This is a genomic window from Nitrososphaera sp. (assembly GCA_039938515.1).
In the GTDB taxonomy this organism is placed as follows: Archaea; Thermoproteota; Nitrososphaeria; order Nitrososphaerales; family Nitrososphaeraceae; genus Nitrososphaera.
The window spans coordinates 79,396-99,610 of sequence record JBDUUL010000010.1; the positions used below are offsets into that span (position 1 = coordinate 79,396).

21 protein-coding genes and 2 tRNA genes are annotated in these 20,215 nt (G+C 48.2%); 11 read left to right on the plus strand and 12 right to left on the minus strand.

The genetic code is table 11. The annotated features are described in order from the left end of the window. Positions 1-226 precede the first annotated feature (226 nt). On the minus strand, positions 227-931 hold the full coding sequence (locus ABI361_05495) for an alpha/beta hydrolase (protein MEO9320109.1): 705 nt from the start codon (positions 929-931) through the stop codon (positions 227-229). A gap of 1,154 nt (positions 932-2,085) precedes the next feature. On the opposite strand from ABI361_05495, the gene ABI361_05500 reads away from it, so the two are divergent. Next, positions 2,086-2,394, plus strand: a complete 309-nt coding sequence (locus tag ABI361_05500) for a hypothetical protein (protein MEO9320110.1) — start codon at positions 2,086-2,088, stop codon at positions 2,392-2,394. Positions 2,395-2,545: 151 nt separating this feature from the next. On the opposite strand, the gene ABI361_05505 is transcribed toward ABI361_05500, so the two are convergent. Further along, positions 2,546-2,620 (minus strand) — tRNA-Val (locus ABI361_05505). Between the two features lie 118 nt (positions 2,621-2,738). On the opposite strand from ABI361_05505, the gene bluB reads away from it, so the two are divergent. The 3 genes from bluB (at position 2,739) to ABI361_05520 (ending at position 6,097) form a co-directional block, all read left to right on the plus strand. Beyond that, positions 2,739-3,530 carry a 5,6-dimethylbenzimidazole synthase gene (gene bluB / locus ABI361_05510; protein ID MEO9320111.1) on the plus strand — a complete coding sequence of 264 codons (792 nt, stop codon included), beginning with the start codon at positions 2,739-2,741 and terminating at the stop codon, positions 3,528-3,530. A 49-nt stretch (positions 3,531-3,579) separates the two neighbouring features. Continuing rightward, a complete protein-coding gene (locus tag ABI361_05515; protein MEO9320112.1) occupies positions 3,580-5,976 on the plus strand; it encodes a hypothetical protein in 2,397 nt (798 codons plus the stop codon). A gap of 46 nt (positions 5,977-6,022) precedes the next feature. Then, a tRNA-Arg gene (locus tag ABI361_05520) sits at positions 6,023-6,097 on the plus strand. 60 nt (positions 6,098-6,157) lie between these two features. On the opposite strand, the gene ABI361_05525 is transcribed toward ABI361_05520, so the two are convergent. From ABI361_05525 to ABI361_05545, 5 genes are all read right to left on the minus strand, one after another. After that, positions 6,158-7,219, minus strand: a complete 1,062-nt coding sequence (locus ABI361_05525) for a HoxN/HupN/NixA family nickel/cobalt transporter (protein ID MEO9320113.1) — start codon at positions 7,217-7,219, stop codon at positions 6,158-6,160. 217 nt (positions 7,220-7,436) lie between these two features. Beyond that, the gene (locus tag ABI361_05530) at positions 7,437-7,925 is read right to left on the minus strand and encodes a nickel-responsive transcriptional regulator NikR (protein ID MEO9320114.1); all 489 of its coding nucleotides are present in this window, start codon (positions 7,923-7,925) and stop codon (positions 7,437-7,439) included. Between the two features lie 76 nt (positions 7,926-8,001). Beyond that, positions 8,002-9,726 carry an urease subunit alpha gene (ureC, locus tag ABI361_05535; protein ID MEO9320115.1) on the minus strand — a complete coding sequence of 575 codons (1,725 nt, stop codon included), beginning with the start codon at positions 9,724-9,726 and terminating at the stop codon, positions 8,002-8,004. Further along, a complete protein-coding gene (locus ABI361_05540; protein MEO9320116.1) occupies positions 9,719-10,081 on the minus strand; it encodes an urease subunit beta in 363 nt (120 codons plus the stop codon). The genes ureC and ABI361_05540 overlap by 8 nt, the downstream gene beginning before the upstream one ends. 49 nt (positions 10,082-10,130) lie before the next feature. Further along, on the minus strand, positions 10,131-10,433 hold the full coding sequence (locus ABI361_05545; protein MEO9320117.1) for an urease subunit gamma: 303 nt from the start codon (positions 10,431-10,433) through the stop codon (positions 10,131-10,133). A gap of 102 nt (positions 10,434-10,535) precedes the next feature. Between ABI361_05545 and ABI361_05550 the strand changes: the two genes are divergently transcribed. The 4 genes from ABI361_05550 to ABI361_05565 are packed head-to-tail and all read left to right on the plus strand — an operon-like array spanning position 10,536 to position 13,494. Continuing rightward, positions 10,536-11,078: a hypothetical protein gene (locus ABI361_05550; GenBank protein MEO9320118.1), complete on the plus strand. Its 543-nt coding sequence runs from the start codon at positions 10,536-10,538 to the stop codon at positions 11,076-11,078. Further along, positions 11,056-11,787 (plus strand): urease accessory UreF family protein, encoded by a 732-nt coding sequence (locus ABI361_05555; protein MEO9320119.1) that lies wholly within the window; start codon positions 11,056-11,058, stop codon positions 11,785-11,787. Before ABI361_05550 ends, ABI361_05555 begins: the two co-directional genes overlap by 23 nt. 25 nt (positions 11,788-11,812) lie before the next feature. After that, the gene (gene ureG / locus ABI361_05560; protein ID MEO9320120.1) at positions 11,813-12,556 is read left to right on the plus strand and encodes an urease accessory protein UreG; all 744 of its coding nucleotides are present in this window, start codon (positions 11,813-11,815) and stop codon (positions 12,554-12,556) included. An 11-nt stretch (positions 12,557-12,567) separates the two neighbouring features. Beyond that, positions 12,568-13,494 (plus strand): urease accessory protein UreD, encoded by a 927-nt coding sequence (locus ABI361_05565; GenBank protein MEO9320121.1) that lies wholly within the window; start codon positions 12,568-12,570, stop codon positions 13,492-13,494. Positions 13,495-13,527: 33 nt separating this feature from the next. Here ABI361_05565 and ABI361_05570 read toward each other — a convergent pair whose 3' ends face one another. Beyond that, positions 13,528-13,935: a hypothetical protein gene (locus tag ABI361_05570; protein ID MEO9320122.1), complete on the minus strand. Its 408-nt coding sequence runs from the start codon at positions 13,933-13,935 to the stop codon at positions 13,528-13,530. A 34-nt stretch (positions 13,936-13,969) separates the two neighbouring features. Continuing rightward, a complete protein-coding gene (locus tag ABI361_05575) occupies positions 13,970-14,224 on the minus strand; it encodes a hypothetical protein (protein MEO9320123.1) in 255 nt (84 codons plus the stop codon). A gap of 306 nt (positions 14,225-14,530) precedes the next feature. On the opposite strand from ABI361_05575, the gene ABI361_05580 reads away from it, so the two are divergent. Further along, positions 14,531-16,261 carry a TCP-1/cpn60 chaperonin family protein gene (locus tag ABI361_05580; GenBank protein MEO9320124.1) on the plus strand — a complete coding sequence of 577 codons (1,731 nt, stop codon included), beginning with the start codon at positions 14,531-14,533 and terminating at the stop codon, positions 16,259-16,261. A gap of 7 nt (positions 16,262-16,268) precedes the next feature. Here ABI361_05580 and ABI361_05585 read toward each other — a convergent pair whose 3' ends face one another. The 3 genes from ABI361_05585 to ABI361_05595 all read right to left on the minus strand — a co-directional run bounded on the left by ABI361_05585 (position 16,269) and on the right by ABI361_05595 (position 18,659). Beyond that, entirely contained in the window at positions 16,269-16,667 is a 399-nt protein-coding gene (locus ABI361_05585) for an urease subunit gamma (GenBank protein MEO9320125.1), read from the minus strand. 9 nt (positions 16,668-16,676) lie between these two features. After that, positions 16,677-17,816: an agmatinase family protein gene (locus ABI361_05590; protein ID MEO9320126.1), complete on the minus strand. Its 1,140-nt coding sequence runs from the start codon at positions 17,814-17,816 to the stop codon at positions 16,677-16,679. A 90-nt stretch (positions 17,817-17,906) separates the two neighbouring features. Then, the gene (locus ABI361_05595) at positions 17,907-18,659 is read right to left on the minus strand and encodes a ParB/RepB/Spo0J family partition protein (protein ID MEO9320127.1); all 753 of its coding nucleotides are present in this window, start codon (positions 18,657-18,659) and stop codon (positions 17,907-17,909) included. Between the two features lie 283 nt (positions 18,660-18,942). Here ABI361_05595 and ABI361_05600 point away from each other — a divergent pair, with 283 nt between their 5' ends. After that, on the plus strand, positions 18,943-19,197 hold the full coding sequence (locus tag ABI361_05600) for a hypothetical protein (protein MEO9320128.1): 255 nt from the start codon (positions 18,943-18,945) through the stop codon (positions 19,195-19,197). A 278-nt stretch (positions 19,198-19,475) separates the two neighbouring features. Further along, positions 19,476-19,991: a tetratricopeptide repeat protein gene (locus ABI361_05605; GenBank protein MEO9320129.1), complete on the plus strand. Its 516-nt coding sequence runs from the start codon at positions 19,476-19,478 to the stop codon at positions 19,989-19,991. Positions 19,992-20,215: the final 224 nt, after the last annotated feature.

Genomic DNA, 20,215 nt, shown 5'->3' on the forward strand with positions numbered 1-20,215 from the left:
ACAGCACAAGCAACAGGCCAAAACTTCTAGTGGTACAGCCACCGCCCAGATAGGCAGCCAAATCATCTTTCTTTGGCCAAGTTCTGACTTCATTTTCTATTCCTCTTAAGGTGCAAGAACCGATGCACCACGCGGTGAATAAAGAGAAGGCAATTTGTCACCCATGTTATCGCAGGCGCCAAGGCCTGAAGCTAGGCCGGCGTATCTAGCATTGCAGTCCGCCCCGTCATTGATATTGACCAATGAATTTCATTATAGCCGCTTTTGCTTCTCGCTCATGCCCAAAAAGCAAATGTCCGCCCGTAGCGTATTCTATATGGACAGCATTTGGAGTCTTTTCAGCGGCGTAAGCCGAGTGCGATGGGGAGGTGGAAAACATTGCATTTGCAGGGGGGCCAAGGTCATCTTTGGCATCTATTATTAGAGTTGGCACGCGGATTTGCTCTAGAGGATAATTGATTCGGGCAAAATCGGTTGTGTGGTGCGATATGCCCGGTTCACGCTCGCTGATTGGAAGCAGGGAAGGAATCACAACGTTTGACACCCAGGCGTTGTCCTGTGGAGAAAGCCCTGCCTTCAGCTCCGGTGTCACTGCAAAAAATGTTACGAAGGTCGGCTGCAGATATTTCGTTGTCAGCCACATGAGAAAATCAGACTTGAGCATCGCATCATGAAGTTGATTATTGATATCCATAGCTGATGGGGGTTGAATGTGATGTACTATCGCAGAAACGAGTATGAGCGAGGACGTTCGATCTGCGTGTCTCAATGCAAATTCAATAGAAGATGGACCCCCTACAGAATAGCCTATAACCGCCACTTTTGATGTAACGTTTAATCTGTCAAGTAAAGAAGAATAGGCATCAGCTTCTGAAGCCAGGCTAGCATTGCCTGCGCTTGGCGGCACTGGTATACCGAGGAATCCAAACATAGAGGGGCAATTATTCGGACATTGTTTTGATCAAGCAGTACTTGTGACAGTATCAATGCATGATCATGACCCGGCCCATGTACAAACAATACGGGATATCAGTGACCCACGTCTGCATACTGCATTGGACCGTAAGCAGTGTTTAGCACGTGACTTCCTTCGGAAATACGATGCTGTGCAACCGCGAGATCAGATTGGAAGCTAGTGTACAGGGAACCGAATATTCCGATTGTCACTGCAGTCAAAGCAGTTCCAACAAGCAGGCAATATCTCGATTTTTTTGAGTCACGATTCCTCAAAACAATAAATGCGATGACTCCGCCAATGATTTGAAGAAATATGGGAAGAAGATACCATAGCCTGCTTGCTCTGGATTTAGCCGGTATCTGCTTTGCCACTGGTTATCTGAAATCGAATAGGTAGTTAACGGCTCGGAATGCACTGCATTGCAATGAGATTATGCGGTTTTACTCACATTGTCCCGAACCTGTCCTCATCCCGAACCCCCACTGTTGCCGATATTTGTTCATCAGTTCAGGCAACAAGCAAGGTAAGGTGGGCACTTGGCCTTGTGACAGAACCGAAGATCTGAATGGCAGGTTACCCAGCCACTAGGCCGTTACCCATCCACACGGTAGGTGCGTGACTCCCAGTGGCAGCACTGGAGTCTGATAATTATTTGGCAATTGCAGTATTTATGGCTGCCAAGTCTCTCAATAGACATGCAATAAGGTCAAGGATCCTAATATGGAGAGAATCCAATGAAGATTCCGATCATGCCGGCCATTATCCATTGTGACCAATATTGGGAGCGAGTATGATTGTTCAATCCTTTCACGGCTATAAAAACAAGTCAACACGTCAAAAAGAAATTAGGATCATTCAATTGTTCGCCGAAGATTGAGGTAATACGCCATCCTTGACGCACCAAATTTAATTAGCCCGGGGTGCGGAATCGTCGTAAGCACCTATGGCCAAGACCTTGCATTGTCCCAAGTGCGGCGGAACACAGAACGTTTCTGATGACTTTATCCACACTCTAAACTGCAGTTTTTGCGGCACGGCTATGAGCAAAAGGATACGAAAATCATCAGGATGATTATATGAACACTTTTGAAATTTGCAAGGCAATTTGCAATCTATCGGACAGTGTATTGGGCGCCGGCATTATCGTTGACAACAAACTGGTTGCAATGGACACAAAGCCGGGTGTTCCAATTCCAGACAACGAGCGTTTGGAAAAGATGTTTTTCCAGACCAGCCTGATTGCAGGCATTATGATTGGCAATTCTGATTTTTTCGGTCCTGCAAGATATTTCACACTGCACTTTGGCAATGCGGATTTGTTTTTCTTTTTTCTTGCCGACTATGGAATCAAAGGCATCCTTGCAGTACAGGTTGCCAAAGAGCACGATCATGAGCAAATTGTGTCTGGAGTCCAAGGATTTCTCGCCGGACTGTGAAAGTTATGAAAGGCCAGCGACTCTAACGGACTTTCTATTTCCTCTGACGCGATATTACAACCGATCCTTCATTGGTTGGCTTTGTGCCCGCGATAGCAAATGCGAAAGAATGGTGACAAAATCCCGTCTCTGTATATCCTCGTATCAAAAGTGGGCAGGGGGTGATTCGAACACCCGACCACCTCGATGTCAACGAGGTATCATAACCGAGCTAGACCACCTGCCCTGACTACTTGCTCGTGAACATTGGAGCTCGGATACCCAAATATAATTCATCGATGGGAACCAGAGCTACACCGGTTGTAAGCAAATCTACTAATTGGACCCGGTCAGAAGTTGATTCAATGGCGCGGGAAAACCAATCAGATGTTCAAGCAGCCGGGGATGCGCCTCCAGATTACGGTCTGACGGGCTGCGAAAAGCAGGGCCTTTACAGGGCGATTCATTCCCGGCGCGATGTCAGGTCGCATTTTATCCCCGGTGCCAAAATCCCTGCAGACGCCCTCGCGAGAATCTTAAACGCGGCCCACCATGCGCCTTCCGTTGGTTTTTCGCAGCCTTGGAACTTTATCCTGATACGAGACATTTCTACCCGGACCCGGGTGAAGGAGTCCTTTTTGCGGGAGCGCGAAAAATCGGTAAGGAAACTCGACGGCGATCCGCGGCAGGAGAAATACAAGTCGCTAAAACTTGAAGGCATCACAGAATCGGATGTGAACGTATGCGTAACGTATGATCCTACAAGGTTCGGCCCGTTTGTTCTGGGCAGGACGTCAATAGTGGAAACCGGCGTCTATAGCGTGTGCTGCGCGGTACAAAACCTGTGGCTTTCCGCAAGGGCCGAGGGGATAGGCGTCGGCTGGGTGAGCATCATAGACAATGAGGAAATAGGCCAGATCCTTGGCTTGCCTCCGCACATAAGACCCATCGCGTATCTCTGCCTTGGTTACGTGGCCAAGTTTGAAGAAAAACCGGACCTGGAAAAGGCCGGATGGCTTCCGCGCATGACGCTTGCAGATGTCGTGTGTTACGAAAAATGGGATTCCCACGATTCTGACAACTGGCGGGATTTATGCTCCTTGGTAGAAAAGGTCAGGGAACATTCCGAAAAACAGGGCCGTGAAGACAATATATAGTGCGCTTCTGGACGTTAGTACCCAGAGATATTGGCTGCAGGCTGCAGGGTTGAAGGGTGGGCCTGAAATCGGGGCTCATATTTTCGGGCTGTTGCATCATATTTCCTCTGCAGACCAAGTGGTACTGCACCTTAACCTCAAGTACCACGAGCTTGCCAAGTGGCTTTTTATCACGCTTGCCTTCGCGGGCCTTTTAGCCACCGGCTGGTTTGGAATACCACTTATTCCAGAATACCTGACGACCCACCACATTAACCTGCTCTTTGGGATTTTTGCACTCTTTAGTGCGCTTGGAACCATATGGGGCGTCATGGCCTACCGCGAGTTTTCAAGGTCAATACTTACAATCGTCGAGGCAAGGACTGCCGCACGCAGGCTTGACCCCATGATAGGCGACTACGAGTACCGGTCATACGATCCTTCCACGCGGGAGTACGAGCCGGGCTTTGTGCCGGTGGGGGCAATCGACTTTTGGGACAAGGAGACACACGTGCCTCCGTGGATGGACAAGGGCAAATACTGGCACCTAGTGCTGAGCCTTCAGTTTGGCGACAGGGATGTACGGATCCAGGTCGTGAAGGACAGCGATCTAAACTACAGTGGCGGACGGGGTTTTGCTGCGATGACAGTCAGGCAGCAGGTTCCCGCAGTGTATGGAGGAGGCAAGCACACAAGGTACGTTGTCAAAGTCCCGCAATGGCTTGTAATGAACACCGAGCGCGAGCGCTTTTCTCATTCTGACATTCCCCCAGCCGAGCTCAGCGGCCAGGTCGCAACCCTGAACAAGAGCATAGTTTCAGCGTCAGAAGAGGTTTCAGAATGGGAGCGGCAGAGGATAAGGTACCCCTGGAAAGCCGCGACGTTTGGCATATACCTGAACAAAAGCCTCCCTCTGCGCCTGGTTTACGGACAGGTGATCCGCAATTTTCCCGGAGCCAAAAGGCGTAAGCTGTCGGACGCAAACAACAACCTGGCAAACATCAGAGACGACGAGCTAGAGTCCGCACTGCTTCTGCTTGCGCAGGAGAAGGGCGGCATCCGCCCGGACAGGATACAGAGAATCAACATGATGCTGAGATTTCTGAAAAATGCCTATGCCCGGCAGGGGCTCGGTGAGGGTGCGAGCGAGTACCACAGCTTCCATCATTCGCTGGAGGTTTCGTACATGGCACTGCACATGCTTCCCAAGTCCTACCAGCTCTATACCTTTGAGCCGCGCGATTTTGAGGTAATGCTGGTGGCCAGCCTGCTGCACGACTACGACCCCGAGCAGGCTACTTTTCTGCGCGGAAATCCTGCAGCGAGAAAGGGCCCTAGCGTCACCAGAACAATGAACGAACTTGAACGCTCAAAGATACTTGATGCTTATTTTATCCTAAAGCTCGACGATTTTGCAAGGTACTTTCAGGATTTCAATTCGCGTACTTCCCCGGAATTCTCGGCGACCAATCCGGAAATGGTGCCCCCAGAAGTAGTCGAGCCGGTCGAGACGACGCTTGTTGAAGTCTTGATCTGGAGGACCGACTTTCCGTTTCTGAAGCAAAAGGTTGCACAGGAAAAATACGCTAGCCTGATAGCCCAACTTGCTGCCAGGGGGACAGACGTGGGCAAAGTCAACCTGATGGCCGAAATCCTCTGGCTGGCAGACCTGGCAGTGACGTACATGGGCTCGGATCCGGTGAGGGCATGGGACAGGGTGACAAACCTGTACAACGAGCTCAACCTTTCAAAGTTCGACGCAATGTCCGGCACGGACGCATTCTTTGGGGATTTTGCCAACAACGAAGTGTTCCAGCAGGTGATAAAGATGCGCCACTTTCCTCCTGTGTTCCGCCAGAGATGGGAGGCCATCTTCAACTTCTTCCACGAAGGAAATCCTTCAACGCAGATAAACAGGAACATCGAGTCGGCCAGGAAGCTGTACAACAAGGTAAACGTGGAGCTGGGCCTGCGCAGGGGAGAACTTTTGGAAATTATTGCCTCGGAGCATTTTTTCGAGTACTTTATTGGAATAGGGCGCGACCAGAGGGAAGTCTTTAAGGCAAAATCCCGCTTTTCAGAAATGGACCCTCAGAACGCCTCGGCTTACTGGGGCGACATTCAAAAACTCGTTCCGGGAATAGACAAGAAGTCAATCGACAACTTTTTGATGGTTATGCCCAAAAGCGCCGCTCCTCTTTTTTCGGAAAATCAGAGAGATTCTTTTCGAACCTTACTGAAAAACGCAAGGGAAAAACTCGTTCCAGGTGGGGCGGTGAGGATTCTCACGGACATGCAGCCGGATGACGCGCTGGCAAAAACACTGGAAGAGCTTGCCAGTCGGGCCGGCTTTGAGCTTTCATACGATGGTGGCAAGCCCTATTTTCCAGAAAACTGGAGTGATGCAGAATTTGAGGTGGACGCGACGCCGCGGGTCTTTGTGCTTCATCCGGCTTCAAAAACTTAGAATGATTCAAATTGCTCGTGGAGAATTTTTTTTGGAAGTACAATGCGGGCTCGTAGCTCAGCATGGACAGAGCGAACGCCTCCTAAGCGTTAGGTCGGGGGTTCGAATCCCCCCGGGCCCGCCTCTATAACGTTACTTCAGCCGCTGATTTGACAGCATTGGCGGCTTAGTCTTCTTCGGGCTAGGCGCCGGCTGTATTTTCTATTCTTCTTAGTTTGTATATTGCAATTGAGACCAGCCAAGAAACAGCAAATATCCCAATTAATGCATAGCCTAGGGTCTCAAAGTCGAGATTAGCAAGCCAGGTCCAAAATGTGCCAGCAAGCTTCAACTGGCCTGATAGAACCTGCAACAGTTCGACGCCGCCTATAACAAGGGCTACGAGCACCGAGATTATCGTAATTGTTAGGTTGTAGTAGACCTTGCGGATGGGCTTGACAAATGCCCATCCATACGCTAGTCGCATAGTTACCGAGTCTAAAGTGTCGACGAGCACCATCCCACAAGTGAACATGAATGGAAGAATAAGGATCATCCACATGGGGATAGTTGATGAGACCCCAATTCCCACACTGATCGCAATAAGTGCGACCTCACTTGCAGTGTCAAATCCAAGACCAAACAGTATTCCTACTGGGTAGATCTGCCACGGCTTCCTCACGAGTTTGAACAAAGGACCAAAATATCGGACAAGAATCCCACGCTTATTCAGTAGTTCTTCAAGATGAACGGCGTCAAGGTTGCCTGCATGTACCTGCTTGTAGACTCGATACACGCCTGCTGCTATCGCCACATTAACTATTCCGATGGCGGCGAGGAACCCACCCGAAATGCTAGTGCCTATGGTGCTCCCAATGCTCTGAAGGCTTGGGATCTCTCCAGCGATCGCTCTGGTCGACACGATCAAGGCAACAACCAACAAGATGACTATAGTCGAATGACCAAGCGAGAACCATGTTCCCACTGTCAGCGGCCGCTTGCCTTCTTGCATCAATTTTCTTGTCGTATTATCGATAGCGGCTATATGGTCGGCATCAACTCCGTGTCGCAGTCCAAAAACAAAGGCGGCTATGCCAAGCCCAGCAAGTGGCAATGAAAGGTTGCCTATCAAGTATGAGGCCGCAAAGCCAAGCACAGTTGCTGCAACAATTGGAACGAAGAGCAGAATTATTCTGGATTTTTCGCCAGCTGTAAGTCCAACGAGCGAAGTTCTCCGTTCTCGAGAACCAGCGTGCGGCGCCAATCAGTTCACAGCCTCACTACTGGTCAAGATGTGCAGATTCACGTCGACCTGACATGTCAGCGGTATTACGTATTTGCGGACAAGTAATACCCAAGACGACAACCATTCAGACAGGCAATCTATCTATAAAAAGAAATTGATTTTACACGTAAACTACGAGATCGATTCTGCAAATGCATACGTAGTTTGTGAATTGGTTTTTTGCCTGTTGCACTGTCTATACCTTTGTGACAAAATTCACCTTTAGGCTCTTTATTCCCCTGTTCTCAGACAGCCGCCTTGCCAGCTCCTTTATTCTCTTGACTCTGCCTCTTACCATTATTGCCTCAAGGCAATTATCATGGTCAAGATGAAGGTGTGTAGTGGCACCGATTACCTCGCTGAAGAGGTGTTGAATGTCGGCCATCGCAGAGTCCTGATTGTACGAGTGATTGTCATATAGCAGTGTAATTACACCTGCTCCGTCTAGAGTGTCGTCAGCATTGCTCCACTCGTAATGGTCAACAAAAGAATGGAGTGCGGTCTGGATTGCTTTGGACCTGTCGCTAAATCCGGCTCTGCTCATGCTTTTGTCAAATTCTAAAAGCAGCGCAGGCGGAAGCGACATGCTGATTCGTCTTACCCCTTTCCTGTCGTTCGTTCTGCTTTTGCCACTATTCTTATGCTCATGCGAGCCGTTTTTGCCCACGGTTATGCTTGGTTGCAACGTAAATGGATTTAACCTTTAACCATTAACCATGCATTTGATTACGATCCCATGAATTTCGGCTGTCGAACTTCGCTTAGAACAGATTATACAACCTTGATAGTGAGACCCTGTCTGCAACTCCAACCGTTGCGATTTTGCCATCCACTTTAACCTCGTATGTCTCAGGGTCAATCTCTATCTCTGGAGTCAGGTCATTATACAGCAAGTCCTTCTTGCCGATTCTGCGACATCCTTTGACAGGCAACAACTTCTTGGCCAGACCAAGCTTTTTCGCAATCCCATTCTTGATGGCAAGCTTGGAAGTAAATGTCACTGATGTCGTGGCACTAGCCCTTCCAAAGGCGCCAAACATTGGCCTATAGTACACCGGCTCCGGTGTGGGAATGGACGCATTCGGATCGCCCATTAGCGAAAATGCAATCATTCCTCCCTTAATTACCATTTTGGGCTTGAGTCCAAAAAATTGTGGTGTCCATACAACAATGTCTGCAATTTTACCGGGCTGGATGGAACCGACGTAGTCTGAAATACCATGCGTAATGGCGGGGTTTATTGTCAGTTTGGCAAGATAGCGCTTCACCCTGAGATTGTCGTTGTCAACCTTACCTCTTCCCTTCTTCTCCCTGTCAAGCCTGCCCGTTAACTTTTTCATTTTGTCTGCGGTCTGCCATGCCCGGGCGCTTACCTCGCCGACCCTGCCCATCGCTTGGCTATCCGACGAATACATACTCAGTGCTCCTATGTCATGCAGAACGTCTTCTGCGGCTATTGTTTCCATTCTAATTCTTGACTCCGCGAATGCGACATCCTCAGGCACTGATGGGTTAAGGTGGTGACAGACCATCATCATGTCAAGATGCTCATCAAGCGTGTTGACAGTAAATGGCCTCGTAGGGTTCGTTGAAGAAGGCAGAATGTTCTGCTCGCCTGCGATTTTCATTATGTCTGGTGCATGACCACCACCAGCTCCTTCGGTATGATAAGTGTGAATAGTTCTACCTGCAATCGCTTCTATGGTGTCGTCTACAAACCCGCATTCATTGAGCGTATCACTGTGAATTGCGACCTGCGTGTCAGTTTTGTCGGCCACTCTGAGCGCTGCATCAATGGTAGCAGGAGTAGTTCCCCAATCCTCGTGCAACTTCAAACCACACGCGCCTGCTGCTATTTGTTCAACAAGCGACACCTCAAGAGAGTCATTGCCCTTGCCAAGGAAGCCAAAGTTCATTGGCATCGCGTCCACGGATTCGAGCATCCTTGCAATATTCCAGATGCCCGATGTGCACGTTGTGGCGTTTGATCCATCAGTGGGACCAAAACCTCCGCCAATCATGGTAGTGGTACCGGCGCAGATCGCCTCGATTACCTGCTGAGGCGAGATAAAGTGAATGTGCGTATCGATAACTCCGGGCGTGCAGATAGTATGTTCGCCGGAAATCACATCAGTGCCTGAGCCTACTATCATGTCCACGTTGTCAGAGATGTCGGGGTTTCCAGCCTTACCCACGCCGGCAACGATACCGTTCTTGATGCCGATATCGGCCTTGATTATTCCAAGCAAAGGATCCATTACAATGGCATTGGTAATAACAAGGTCCAACACCTGGCTCGATTTCTTGCCACTTGATTGGCCCATGCCATCCCTTACGCTTTTTCCGCCGCCAAATACGAGCTCGTCGCCATAACCAACCAGATCCTTCTCAATTTCTATTAGTAGGTCGGTGTCCGCTAACCGCACGCAATCACCAACAGTCGGCCCGAAAAGGTCAACGTACCGCTTGCGCGTGATCTCAAGCACCTTTGTATCCTCTCCTCCTTGCGCGGGATATTGCCGAAGCCTTGTTTGTGGCCAAGGACCCGTTTACAAGGCCGCCAAAGCCATAGACCCTTCTCTTCCCGGAAAACTCTGTCAGTTCGACTTCCTTTGTCTCACCCGGCTCAAACCTTATTGAAGTGCCGGACGGAATATTGAGCCTGAAGCCATATGCCTTGACTCGCTGGAAATTCAAAGCCTTGTTGACCTCAAAGAAATGCGTGTGCGAGCCAACCTGAACGGGCCTGTCGCCAGTATTACTTACCTGAAGTCTTGTAGTCTTCCGGCCAGGGTTTGCAATTATCGGCTCGTCCGAAATAATATATTCGCCTGGAATCAAGCTCCGATCCATTTCCTTTTTTCGCTATGTTCCAATTACTCACACAACTTTACACTATCGGGTCATGCACGGTTACGAGCTTTGTTCCGTCCTCAAAAGTTGCCTCTACCTGCACTGACCTTATCATTTCGGGAACTCCTTGAAGAACATCGGTTCGTGAAAGAACTGCTCTGCCTGAGCTCATGAGTTCCGATACGGACCTGCCATCCCTAGCGCCTTCCAGGATATGATCCGATATCAGCGCAACAGCCTCAGTGTAATTGAGCTTGAGTCCTCTCTCTTTTCGCCGGAGTGCCACTTGGGCCGCTACAAAAATGTACATCTTGTCAATTTCTCTGGGAGCGAGCATCATAGTATAACAATTCGAATTACTAATTCATGTATTTATAATTGATCAAACAGCAAATCTAGCGTGCCAAAATTGCGAGCAGACCCCAAATTGCCTGGAGGTCGCATGTCTCCCAAGCAGAATCCGGCAGTAGTAAATGCAATAGTCGGCAATATCTTCGAGGACAGGTCGCTACTGCTGAAACTTCAAAGAATGAAACGCCTAAGGCGCCATGAAGCCCTCAGGCTAACCAGAGAGGAAATGCAAAAACTCAGGCTCAGAAGAAGGACAGCAAGAGGCACTGAGATTCTTATCGATCTTCTGTCTAGGCTACCTCTCCGCAATGGCGACGTGCTAGAAGAAAGCCGCAATCGATTGATTTCGATCGAGCAGAAGCCCGAGCTCGTAGTGGGAGTAATGCTCAAAAGAGCGGTGTCGATGCCTGAAACCTTGATACGGATTTCCGGCCTTGTAGGCCATGCCGTCGGAAATAGACACAGGTCAATAGCTATCCGCCACCGGACAATCTACTTTCCAGTTATGAATGAGGCTGACGCGACCGCATTTAGAAAGGTTCTTGCGCCATTTAAAAAACAAACAAGGGTTCGAATTACAAGAGTTGTGTTGACGGCGGAGGACCTAGGGGGTGGCAACCATTCGCACACCTAACCTTGACAGTCACGAACTGGCAATGATGCAGTTGTCAGATTCGTTCTTTCCGTCAGGGATGTTTGGCATGTCTGGTGGTCTTGAGTCCATGGCTAAGGCGAATTGGATTAAGGATAAGAAAGCGGTCAGTGAGTTCTTACATCAGCAAATCCTCTTTCAAATTGTGCCGTGCGACTGCATGGCGTTTTCAATCGCAATAGATGCCGCAAGAAAAGGTGATCTTCGATTAGCCGTCAAAGTTGACCATGCATACCTCGCAATGAAACTTGTGTCAGAAGTCCGGTTGGCATCGGTGCGCTCAGGCAGGCAGCTGCTTAAAAGTGTCCTGCAGGTTTCAAGAATAAAGTTTGCATCCCAGTTTAATGAAAAGATAGACACTGGTAAGGCAGAGGGCTCTTATCCAGTCTGTATGGCGATTGCCGCGACTGCATTTGACATCCCAAAGACAAGCGCCTTGCGCATAGTACTCTATACCTATTGCACATCCATTACCGCCGCAGCTGTGCGCCTTGGACTCTTGGACCACATTGAAGCCCAGACTGTCCTGAAGCAAATGCATCAACTGATTAATTCAGAAGCCATCCGCGCATCAGATCCAAAATTTAGCAAGAACGCCGACCCATTATCGATTCTGTGGCAGCTAAGCCCGCTTGTAGACATTGCTCAAATGCTGCACGAACGCGACGAACTACGAATGTTTATTACTTGATCGAATAAAGTGTCTGCGAAGCCAAATGAAGAGGGCTGGAGTTGCTCCAAAGGCGCGTATTCCACGCGTTGGCGTAGGTGGACCGGTGGGATGCGGAAAAACTCGGCTTATTGAGGTAATTGTACCGCTTTTGAGCAGTCAAGGGTATCGCTGCTGCATTATTTCAAATGACGTGGTGTCAAAGGAGGATGCGGTGCGAATGAGGCGAATTCTAGCCACAGAGGCTCACATCATGCCTGAAGAGTTGATAATCGGAATCGCTACCGGCGGCTGCCCGCACACCGCTATTCGCGAGGATCCGTCAGTAAACTTGGCCGTAATTGATGAAATAGAACGAAAGGACCCTTTGCTTGACTTGATCTTAATTGAGAGCGGTGGTGACAACACTATGACTACATTCAGTCCTGCCCTCGCAGACTATTTTATTTACATTGTAGACGTCGCGGGCGGCGACAAGTATCCGCGTAAAAGGGGACTTGGAATTGAAAGTTGCGACCTTCTCGTCGTAAACAAGGTGGACCTTGCACCTTTCGTTGGCGCGGATATCGAGGCAATGATTCGTGACGCTAGGATTGTGAGGAATGGGAAACCGTTTGAGTTTATTGATTGCAAATCAGGAGCAGGAGTAGAGAAAGTCGTCAGGCACATCGTTCGTGATGTTCTGTTTGACGCGCCAGCAAAAAAGAGTAATGACGGAGCTTTAAGTCATACTGCTGGCTCTAAAAAAGCGTCACAAAGACAAGGCATGCATGCAAAAAAACCTCGCTAGGCAGACCTGCTTTGAATCACAACACATCCAGATCGGACACCGATTTTACAGCCGAAGCCGGCTTTCTGAAGCTGAGCCTGGCTCCAAGCTCGCAATTGCCTTATTCAAATCGACCAAAGACCACAATTAAATGCGCTGAATCAAAAGCGCCGTTGCTTATTCAAAGAGCGTTATATCCTGAACCTTCATACCCGTTTCTTGCACACATTTACATGATGTCTTCAGCAGGCGGAATCCTGCAGGGTGATCGGCTGAACATCTCAATAGAGTCCGAACCTCACTCATACGCCTCTGTAACGACTCAAGCGTCTACCAAAATCTATAGAATGGATCGAGGCTATGCCACCCAACAAATCTCTCTACGCATAAATAAAGACGCTTACCTTGAATTCCTGCCGCATTCGAACATTCCCTATAAAGGCTCAAAATTTCACCAAACCACATCTATACAAGCTGACACTGGCTCGGTGCTAGTCTATTCTGAAACAATGTCTGCTGGCAGGATAGCTTTTGGCGAGAGATTTGACTTCAATTCGCTTGAGCTACAGATAACGGCACGGCATTCTTCAGGCAAGCTGTTGTTTCATGATAGTTCGAAGTTCAGATCCATGCGGAATGCTGGGCAAAGTTTCAATCATGCTGCACAGCTTGACAAGCTATTTGGAAAAAGGGACATTCTGTCTACCGTCTACATTGTGAGCCCTTCATCCGACCAAACTCTCACTGGGTTAGACGAAGATTTCTTCCAGCTCCTGCAAACCGAGCGTGAATTTATTGCTAAATGTGGTTCTTCGGCAAAGAGCGCATTTATTTCAGGAATTTCTTCATTACCCAATAACTCAGGCCTTGTTATTAGGATGCTCTCGAATTCGATTGATCAAATCGAAAGCGTCATTAGCAGAGTTTCACGCATATGCCGCAAACAATTTCTTTCCTGACCCAGAGTCAAGCTAGTTCAATCACTCACAATGTTACCTTAGTTCGCGGGCATCGTCCATTACACGGTACATGTTCCAGTGCTGATTCTCCTTAGGCGGGATTCTAGCAAGCTGCTCTAATGGCATGACGACAAGGTACCCGTGGTGAATAACAAATGACGCTGACGAAACGACTAGCGCTCCATCAATATCCAAAAATGAAATACTGCATGAGAATGGGTTTGCATCATCCACGATACAGTATTTGTGTTTTCGATACTTGTCCAGAACCTGAATCTGAAAGTACGCTAAAGCTCGAGTTTGGCCGCTTGATTGATCATCCTGACGCAATTGAAATGAATTTTTTGTAAGAGTGTCTAGGGCATCATTTTCAGTCATCCATGGAAGATCCAAAATGTCATCATTGCGGTTTTCCGCCGCTCCAGGCTCCAATCGGCTCAACCATCAAAAAAAGATGTAGAGGTCAAAAATATGGCTAGAGTGGAGCCATTGTGTCTATAAGACGCGCGTTTGTAACCAGACCGTCCTTTTCCTGTATTATGAGGTCCACTGTGTACTGCATACCTCCTAGCATGAAGGTGGTCTGGACGTCCCAGGAATCGCGGTTCAGTTCACTCGGAAACGGAAACAGCACTCTAATCTTAAAGTCTCTGATGTCTGAGCCGTAAAGGGATTGGATGGCGCTCCGCGAGGCCTTTTCGATCTCCACGTTAGATTTGACTGGGTTCATAACCAATTATATAGTTAGTAAGTTAATAAACCTTTTTGAGCATGATTTTTGGAATTGCTAGAAGGTGTGTAATCTACCCTTGAGATTCAATGCTGGTATCAGAACAATCCGTAGAATACTCAGAAAATGGATTTGCATAAATACACGCCGAACTACTTTCACCTGTTTGATGCTTCTGGAGGTTGACAATTGGTTTTGATTCAAAAGAATGCAATCCAACGAATACTTGGAGAAGACGTCAAACGTTCAAGCGGTCAAGACGCTAGACGCTCCAATCTTCTAGCAGCCCGACTCATTGCGGAACTCATGAAGAACTCCCTAGGCCCGCGCGGACTTGAAAAAATGTTTGTCGATATAATGGGCGAGGTGACCGTGACAAAAGACGGCGCTACGCTGCTTCGCAAAATTGATGTTGAACATCCTGCGGCAAAAGTCCTCATAGAAGCTTCAAACTCTGTTGATAATGAAGTTGGCGACGGCACAAAAGCTGTCGTTGTGGTCATTGGAGCTCTACTGGAAAAGGCCGAAGAAATGCTCGACAAAGGTATCTCTCCTGCCATGATTATTGACGGCTACCAGAGTGCCCTAGAGCTGGCTCTTGTGGAACTGGAGAATCTGGCAGAAAAACATGCCGGTCCCGATAAGGACACGATGGGCCGCCTGGTGCAAACTAGTCTTGACTCAAAATCGCTGGGGCCTGCGGTAAAGAACGTTACTGACATGATCGTTGACGCTGCACTTTCAGTTGCTGATTCCAGTCGCAAGAGCATTGATGTCGACAACATCAAGATTGAGCAAAAACTCGGAGACATGTCGATGACACAGCTCATTAAGGGAATGGTCGTTGACAAAACTATAGACAGTTCATCAATGCCAAAGAGCATTGAAAAAGCCAGGATAATGCTCATTGATGACGATCTTGAAGGCAGAACTACAAGGACTGGATCGCAAATTAACATCAATTCGCCGAAGCTAATGATGTCTTTCAAAAAAGAGGAAACTGAAGAAATTCGATCCAAAGTCAAACATATCATAGAGTCCGGGGCAAATGTTGTTTTCTCAAGGAAGGGAATAAACACACTTGCGCAGCACTTACTTGCCAGAGAGGGAATCATTTCTGTTAGAAGGGTAAAAGAGAATGATCTTCTCTGGCTTGCCAGGGCGACGGGGGCATCTATCGCAGCAAGGCTAGACCATGAGCATGAGGTTCACTATGGTTCAGACGGTCATGACCATGATCACCACAGTCACGAGCACAAACATGCTCACACTCATTCGGAAAGATACTCCACGCGCCACGACGATTTCCATCCTCACTATCATCACGGGGATATCGATATTAAACTTGGATTTGCTGAACGGGTTTCTGAGCGAGTAATAGGTGACGATAGAATGGTGTTCGTCGAAAGCTGCAGGAACCCAAGGGCTGTTACGATTCTGTTGCGAGCGGGTTCAAAGCGCACTCTCGATGAGTTCCAGCGCTCAACAATTGACGGCATATCTGTTCTGAGAGACTATTTTACCAAACCTGCAATCATCTCAGGAGGGGGATCAGCCGAAGCTGCCATTGCGAAAAGGCTCAGGAATACTGCAAACTCGATTCCTTCCCGGGAGCAAATCGTCCTTTCAATGTTCGCAGACGCGCTTGAGGAAATTCCTCTCACCCTGGCTAGAAATGCCGGCATGGACGTCATTAACACGCTTGCTACGCTACGACACGAGCATCGCGACGATAATAGGGGCCACACCGGTAGGGGCAAAACATATGGAGTAGACGTATTCGGAAGAAAAGTCTCACAAATGTATCCTGCAGTGGTAGAACCCGTTCTTGTCAAGGAACAGGTGCTCAAGACAGCCACCGAGGTCGCAAACCTGTTACTCCGAGTAGATGATGTCCTAATGGCGAAGCCTGCAATGAACACGCACACACATGCAAATGGGACTACACACTCTCATGGAGGCGGAGATAAGGCGCATCAACATGACTATTTTGACCGACTAGGAAAGATGCAGCGGCCAAGCCACCATTATTACTAGTTGTTGATTAAACCAGGGGTTGAAAGTCCGACGATGCGTTCGACAGCCGAATGGGCGAGTCTATCTTCAACCGCACAGGAGCCTCGCCATCGACAGCAGCCTCGATCAACAGCTGTTGTAGTGACTCTGGAACACCTATCAGAACAGATTCGTGAGATAGGATCACTCTTGCCTGTCTTTCAATTTCAGCGGGCGCTATGCTCGCCCGCAGTCCATTAACAGCATACGAACAATACAACAATATCGACTCATTGACATTGAGCTTCAACCCGCGATCGAGTTTTTCCTTAACCGCGATGGCGCTCCTAAAAAAGATCTCCTCATCAGATCCGTTTTCAAAACTCATTGTCCTCAAAAGAGGAGGGACGTCAGGCTCTCCCTTTATGATCGCTCTGACGTGAATCATATCTAGAACTCACTTTGACTTCTTGGCATATTCCAGTGGAGCCCTCTTAGGGACCTTCGCCTTCGGCCCGTTGCCAAAGTCATATGTGTGACCTTGGCCACGGTAAAGCTTTGGACGCACAGGCTTGCCTTCACTCTTGCCCTTCTTGGTCAAAGATAGTCCTGCCATCAGCTCAACGATGAGCCTGTTTGCAAGACCAGAAGTGATGCCCCCGTTGTATGAATTTCCATCACTTACGTCATAATTAGGCGCCACTTCTACCAAGTCAAACGCAAACCTGTCAGGATCAAATGAGGTTGAGAGTAGTCTCATAAGCCTCATGCCTTCTCTTGAGGTCAGACCGTTTGGCTCCGGCTCGCCAGTGCCCGGTGCATATGCCGGATCGAAGGTGTCAATGTCCCAGCTGATGTAGACTGCATCGACATTGTCATTTGCCCTGTCAGCAGCTTCTTTTGCTATCCTGTCAATTCCAAGTTCCTCTACATCTAGCATGGTAAACCATTGAAAGTCCTGGTCAGCCATCCATTTGTACAAATCCGGACCGGGCCAATAGCCACGCGGGCCGATGAGTGTGTAGTTCTTGCCCTTCAGGCATCCAAGTTCCATGATCCTTCTTATGTGCGCGCCGTGGTCGTACTTGAAGCCGCAGAGTCCCTGGGGCGCGCAATCTGCGTGTGTGTCAATGTGAATCATTCCAATGTTTTTGTACTTTTTCGAAAATGCTCGAACATTTGCAAATGTAATCGAGTGGTCGCCTCCAAGCATAACAGGGATGCCGTCGATGTCGAGGACTTCCTTCACTTTGTCGGTCATCCTTCTGTGCGATTCTACAACGTCTCCAGGAGATACTACGACATCGCCATAATCTACAGTTTTGAAGACTCCAAAGGGATCGACTCCGGTCTCAATGTTGAAGTGTTCGTAAGGCGGAGAGGGCACTGTCGATGCGGCTCTAATGGCGCGCGGACCGTATCTGGCGCCTGGCCTGATTGTGGTCCCAAAGTCAAACGGTTCGCCGATAATTGCGATGTCTGGCTTTACCTTCTTTAGTTCATCTCTGCTTCTTACCCAAGGCAATTTCAGAAAGGTGGGGATTCCCACAAAAATTGGTTCGTCATTGCCTTTGTACGAGTCTCCGTAAAATTCCATTCCCATAGTGGCTCTACTATTAGTAATTACTTAGTAAGCGTTTTTAAATATTGCTAAGTAAATTACGTCGAGCCCGTGAAAAGCAGGTTTTCAGCGCTTTAACTGCTTGGCAAGCAAAGTCCTGACGTACTGCGTCACTTCTAGGCCATTTTCATTTGCATATTCGTTCAGCCTATCCCACAAATCTTTGTCAACTCTGTTTCGGGGGTCAAACACTAACCTGATTGTGAGCAATCCTTTTGGCGCTCCACGCTTGACGCCAGCTTTCGACATTTCTTCTTGAAGAGTTCCCGAGCGTGCTGCAGAAACAAGCCTTTCTTGAACAGACTTGGGTTTGCGGGCTATCTTTATAGCCTCAAAAGCAGTGATTTGGCCTTTTTCTATGTTTTCTTGAAGCGCTTCGGGCAAATTAAGGATGCTTAGCCATTCGCTAACGGTGCTCTTGGGAAGGCCATACTTTAGCGCAACCTTAGTTATGCCCCCGTCAGTGGAATCAACTAGCCTCTTCACCATCCTTCCTTTCTCGATCGGCGACAAGTCCTTGCGAACAAGATTCTCAAATAACGACGCAGCCTCTGCTTCGGCTCCTTCGAGCTCTGTTATTACAGCAGGAATCTCGCGCTCGCCCTTCGCGCTGAGAGCAAAGTAGCGACGTCTGCCAATGAGCAGCTTATACCGTTTGCTTTCATCGTCAAACCTGACGACGACTGGCTGAAGCAAGTCAAATTTTGCGAGATGTTCTTTCATTAGGTGATCTTTATCGTCCTCTCCAAAGGAGTGATCCTTACGAACATTCTCATTTGCAATGTCTATCAGGTTGATCGGAATCGTCTTTATCTTCATAGCAACCAATTAGTAATCTACGTATTTATAATTATCTATGCTTTAATTAACAATGAATCGGCATTGCAGATACTCTTAGTTCGACAGCCGAACCGATACACCAATTTAATTCACGTCTGCCCTGCAAGCAAATTCAAGAGCAACTCACATTAGTCAAACGGCAAATATTTCACAATTTACGCGAATTAGAAAGTAAATTACGCATGATTTTTTTATTCTCCGTTACGTAGTTTACATTTCGAACCTAAAACCTTAAATCTTTTCATAAGACTTAGGATCGATTATGAGGGCTGGCTTGAATGAAGAGTATTTGGTCAATCAATCAATGGTCAAGACAGCGTTTCTCAGCTACTACATAAGCATGTATAATTCAGTTAGCAGAGAGCTAGAGTTGGCGGATGCGCCTGTCACCGTCGACGAAATCTATGAGTTCATTCAGGACATGAAGCACGAGGTAGGAAAGGACGTCCCGGAGATTCAAAAGGAAGACATAAGCCTCTGTTTCAAAGTCCTACAGGCTGGCGGAATCTGCCGGTAAAGTTCGACAGTCGAACTTTTTTGGCGGAAGAGCCCGCCTTCGTTAACCCAGAGGAGGCAAAAGTTTTATATATATTTAATATTATAATGAAGTGTGGATATTTCGGGAGTCTTGGCAACGTTTGCCGTCATTCTCGCAGCAAGCGGATTCTTCCTCTTCATGGGTACAGTGGGTCTAAAGAGCGACAAGAAAGAAGACGAGATGCACAAGGCGGAGTAGCTCTTTTTGATCATACCCACATGCGAAGGCGCGACCATCAGGGAAGGTTTGATTTAGACATGGTTCTAGGATGGCTCCGCGGCAAAGGCGCCAAGCCGTCGAAAGAACCGGTTGTTCGGAAGGTGGATAGGAAAACTGCGTCTGACGAGTGGGTAAAACATGGCGAGGATCTGGCTAACTCAAATAGGCCTGAGGAAGCTATCCAGGCTTTTGACAAGGCCATAGAAATTCTTCCGCAGAACGCGTATGCATGGGGCGACAAGGCGCTCATGCTCGATAAACTCGGCCGCACTGACGAGGCGTTGATCGCGTTTGCAAGGTCAACAGAGATCGATTCAAGCAGCGCTATTACGTGGAATAACAAGGGTTTGACGCTTTTGAAAGCCGGCAAGTTTGCTCAAGCGGTTGAATCCTTTGACAAGGCAATCGAGTGCAATGGAAAGTATGCAAAAGCATGGTACAACAAGGGAAGGGCACTTACAATGTTAAACAAAGTCAGCGATGCGCAGCGATGCTTTGATGTTGCTCGAAAAATGGATCCGTTGCTGTTTGCAAAATTGAAAAAGATGCACTAGCATCGCTTGCAGCAAAAAAATCTTAAATAAATAATCTCTTCTTTAATCCTTGAATGTTTGGAAAAATGTATGGTTGCGGTGCTTGCGGGTCCCGGTTTAAGGACCGTGAGGCGCTTCTACTTCACGCAGAGGAGCAGCACAACAAGGCAACGACGTATCAGTGTATAACTTGTGACGAGGATTTCAATAACGAATCCACATTTAAAATGCACATGGCAAGGAAC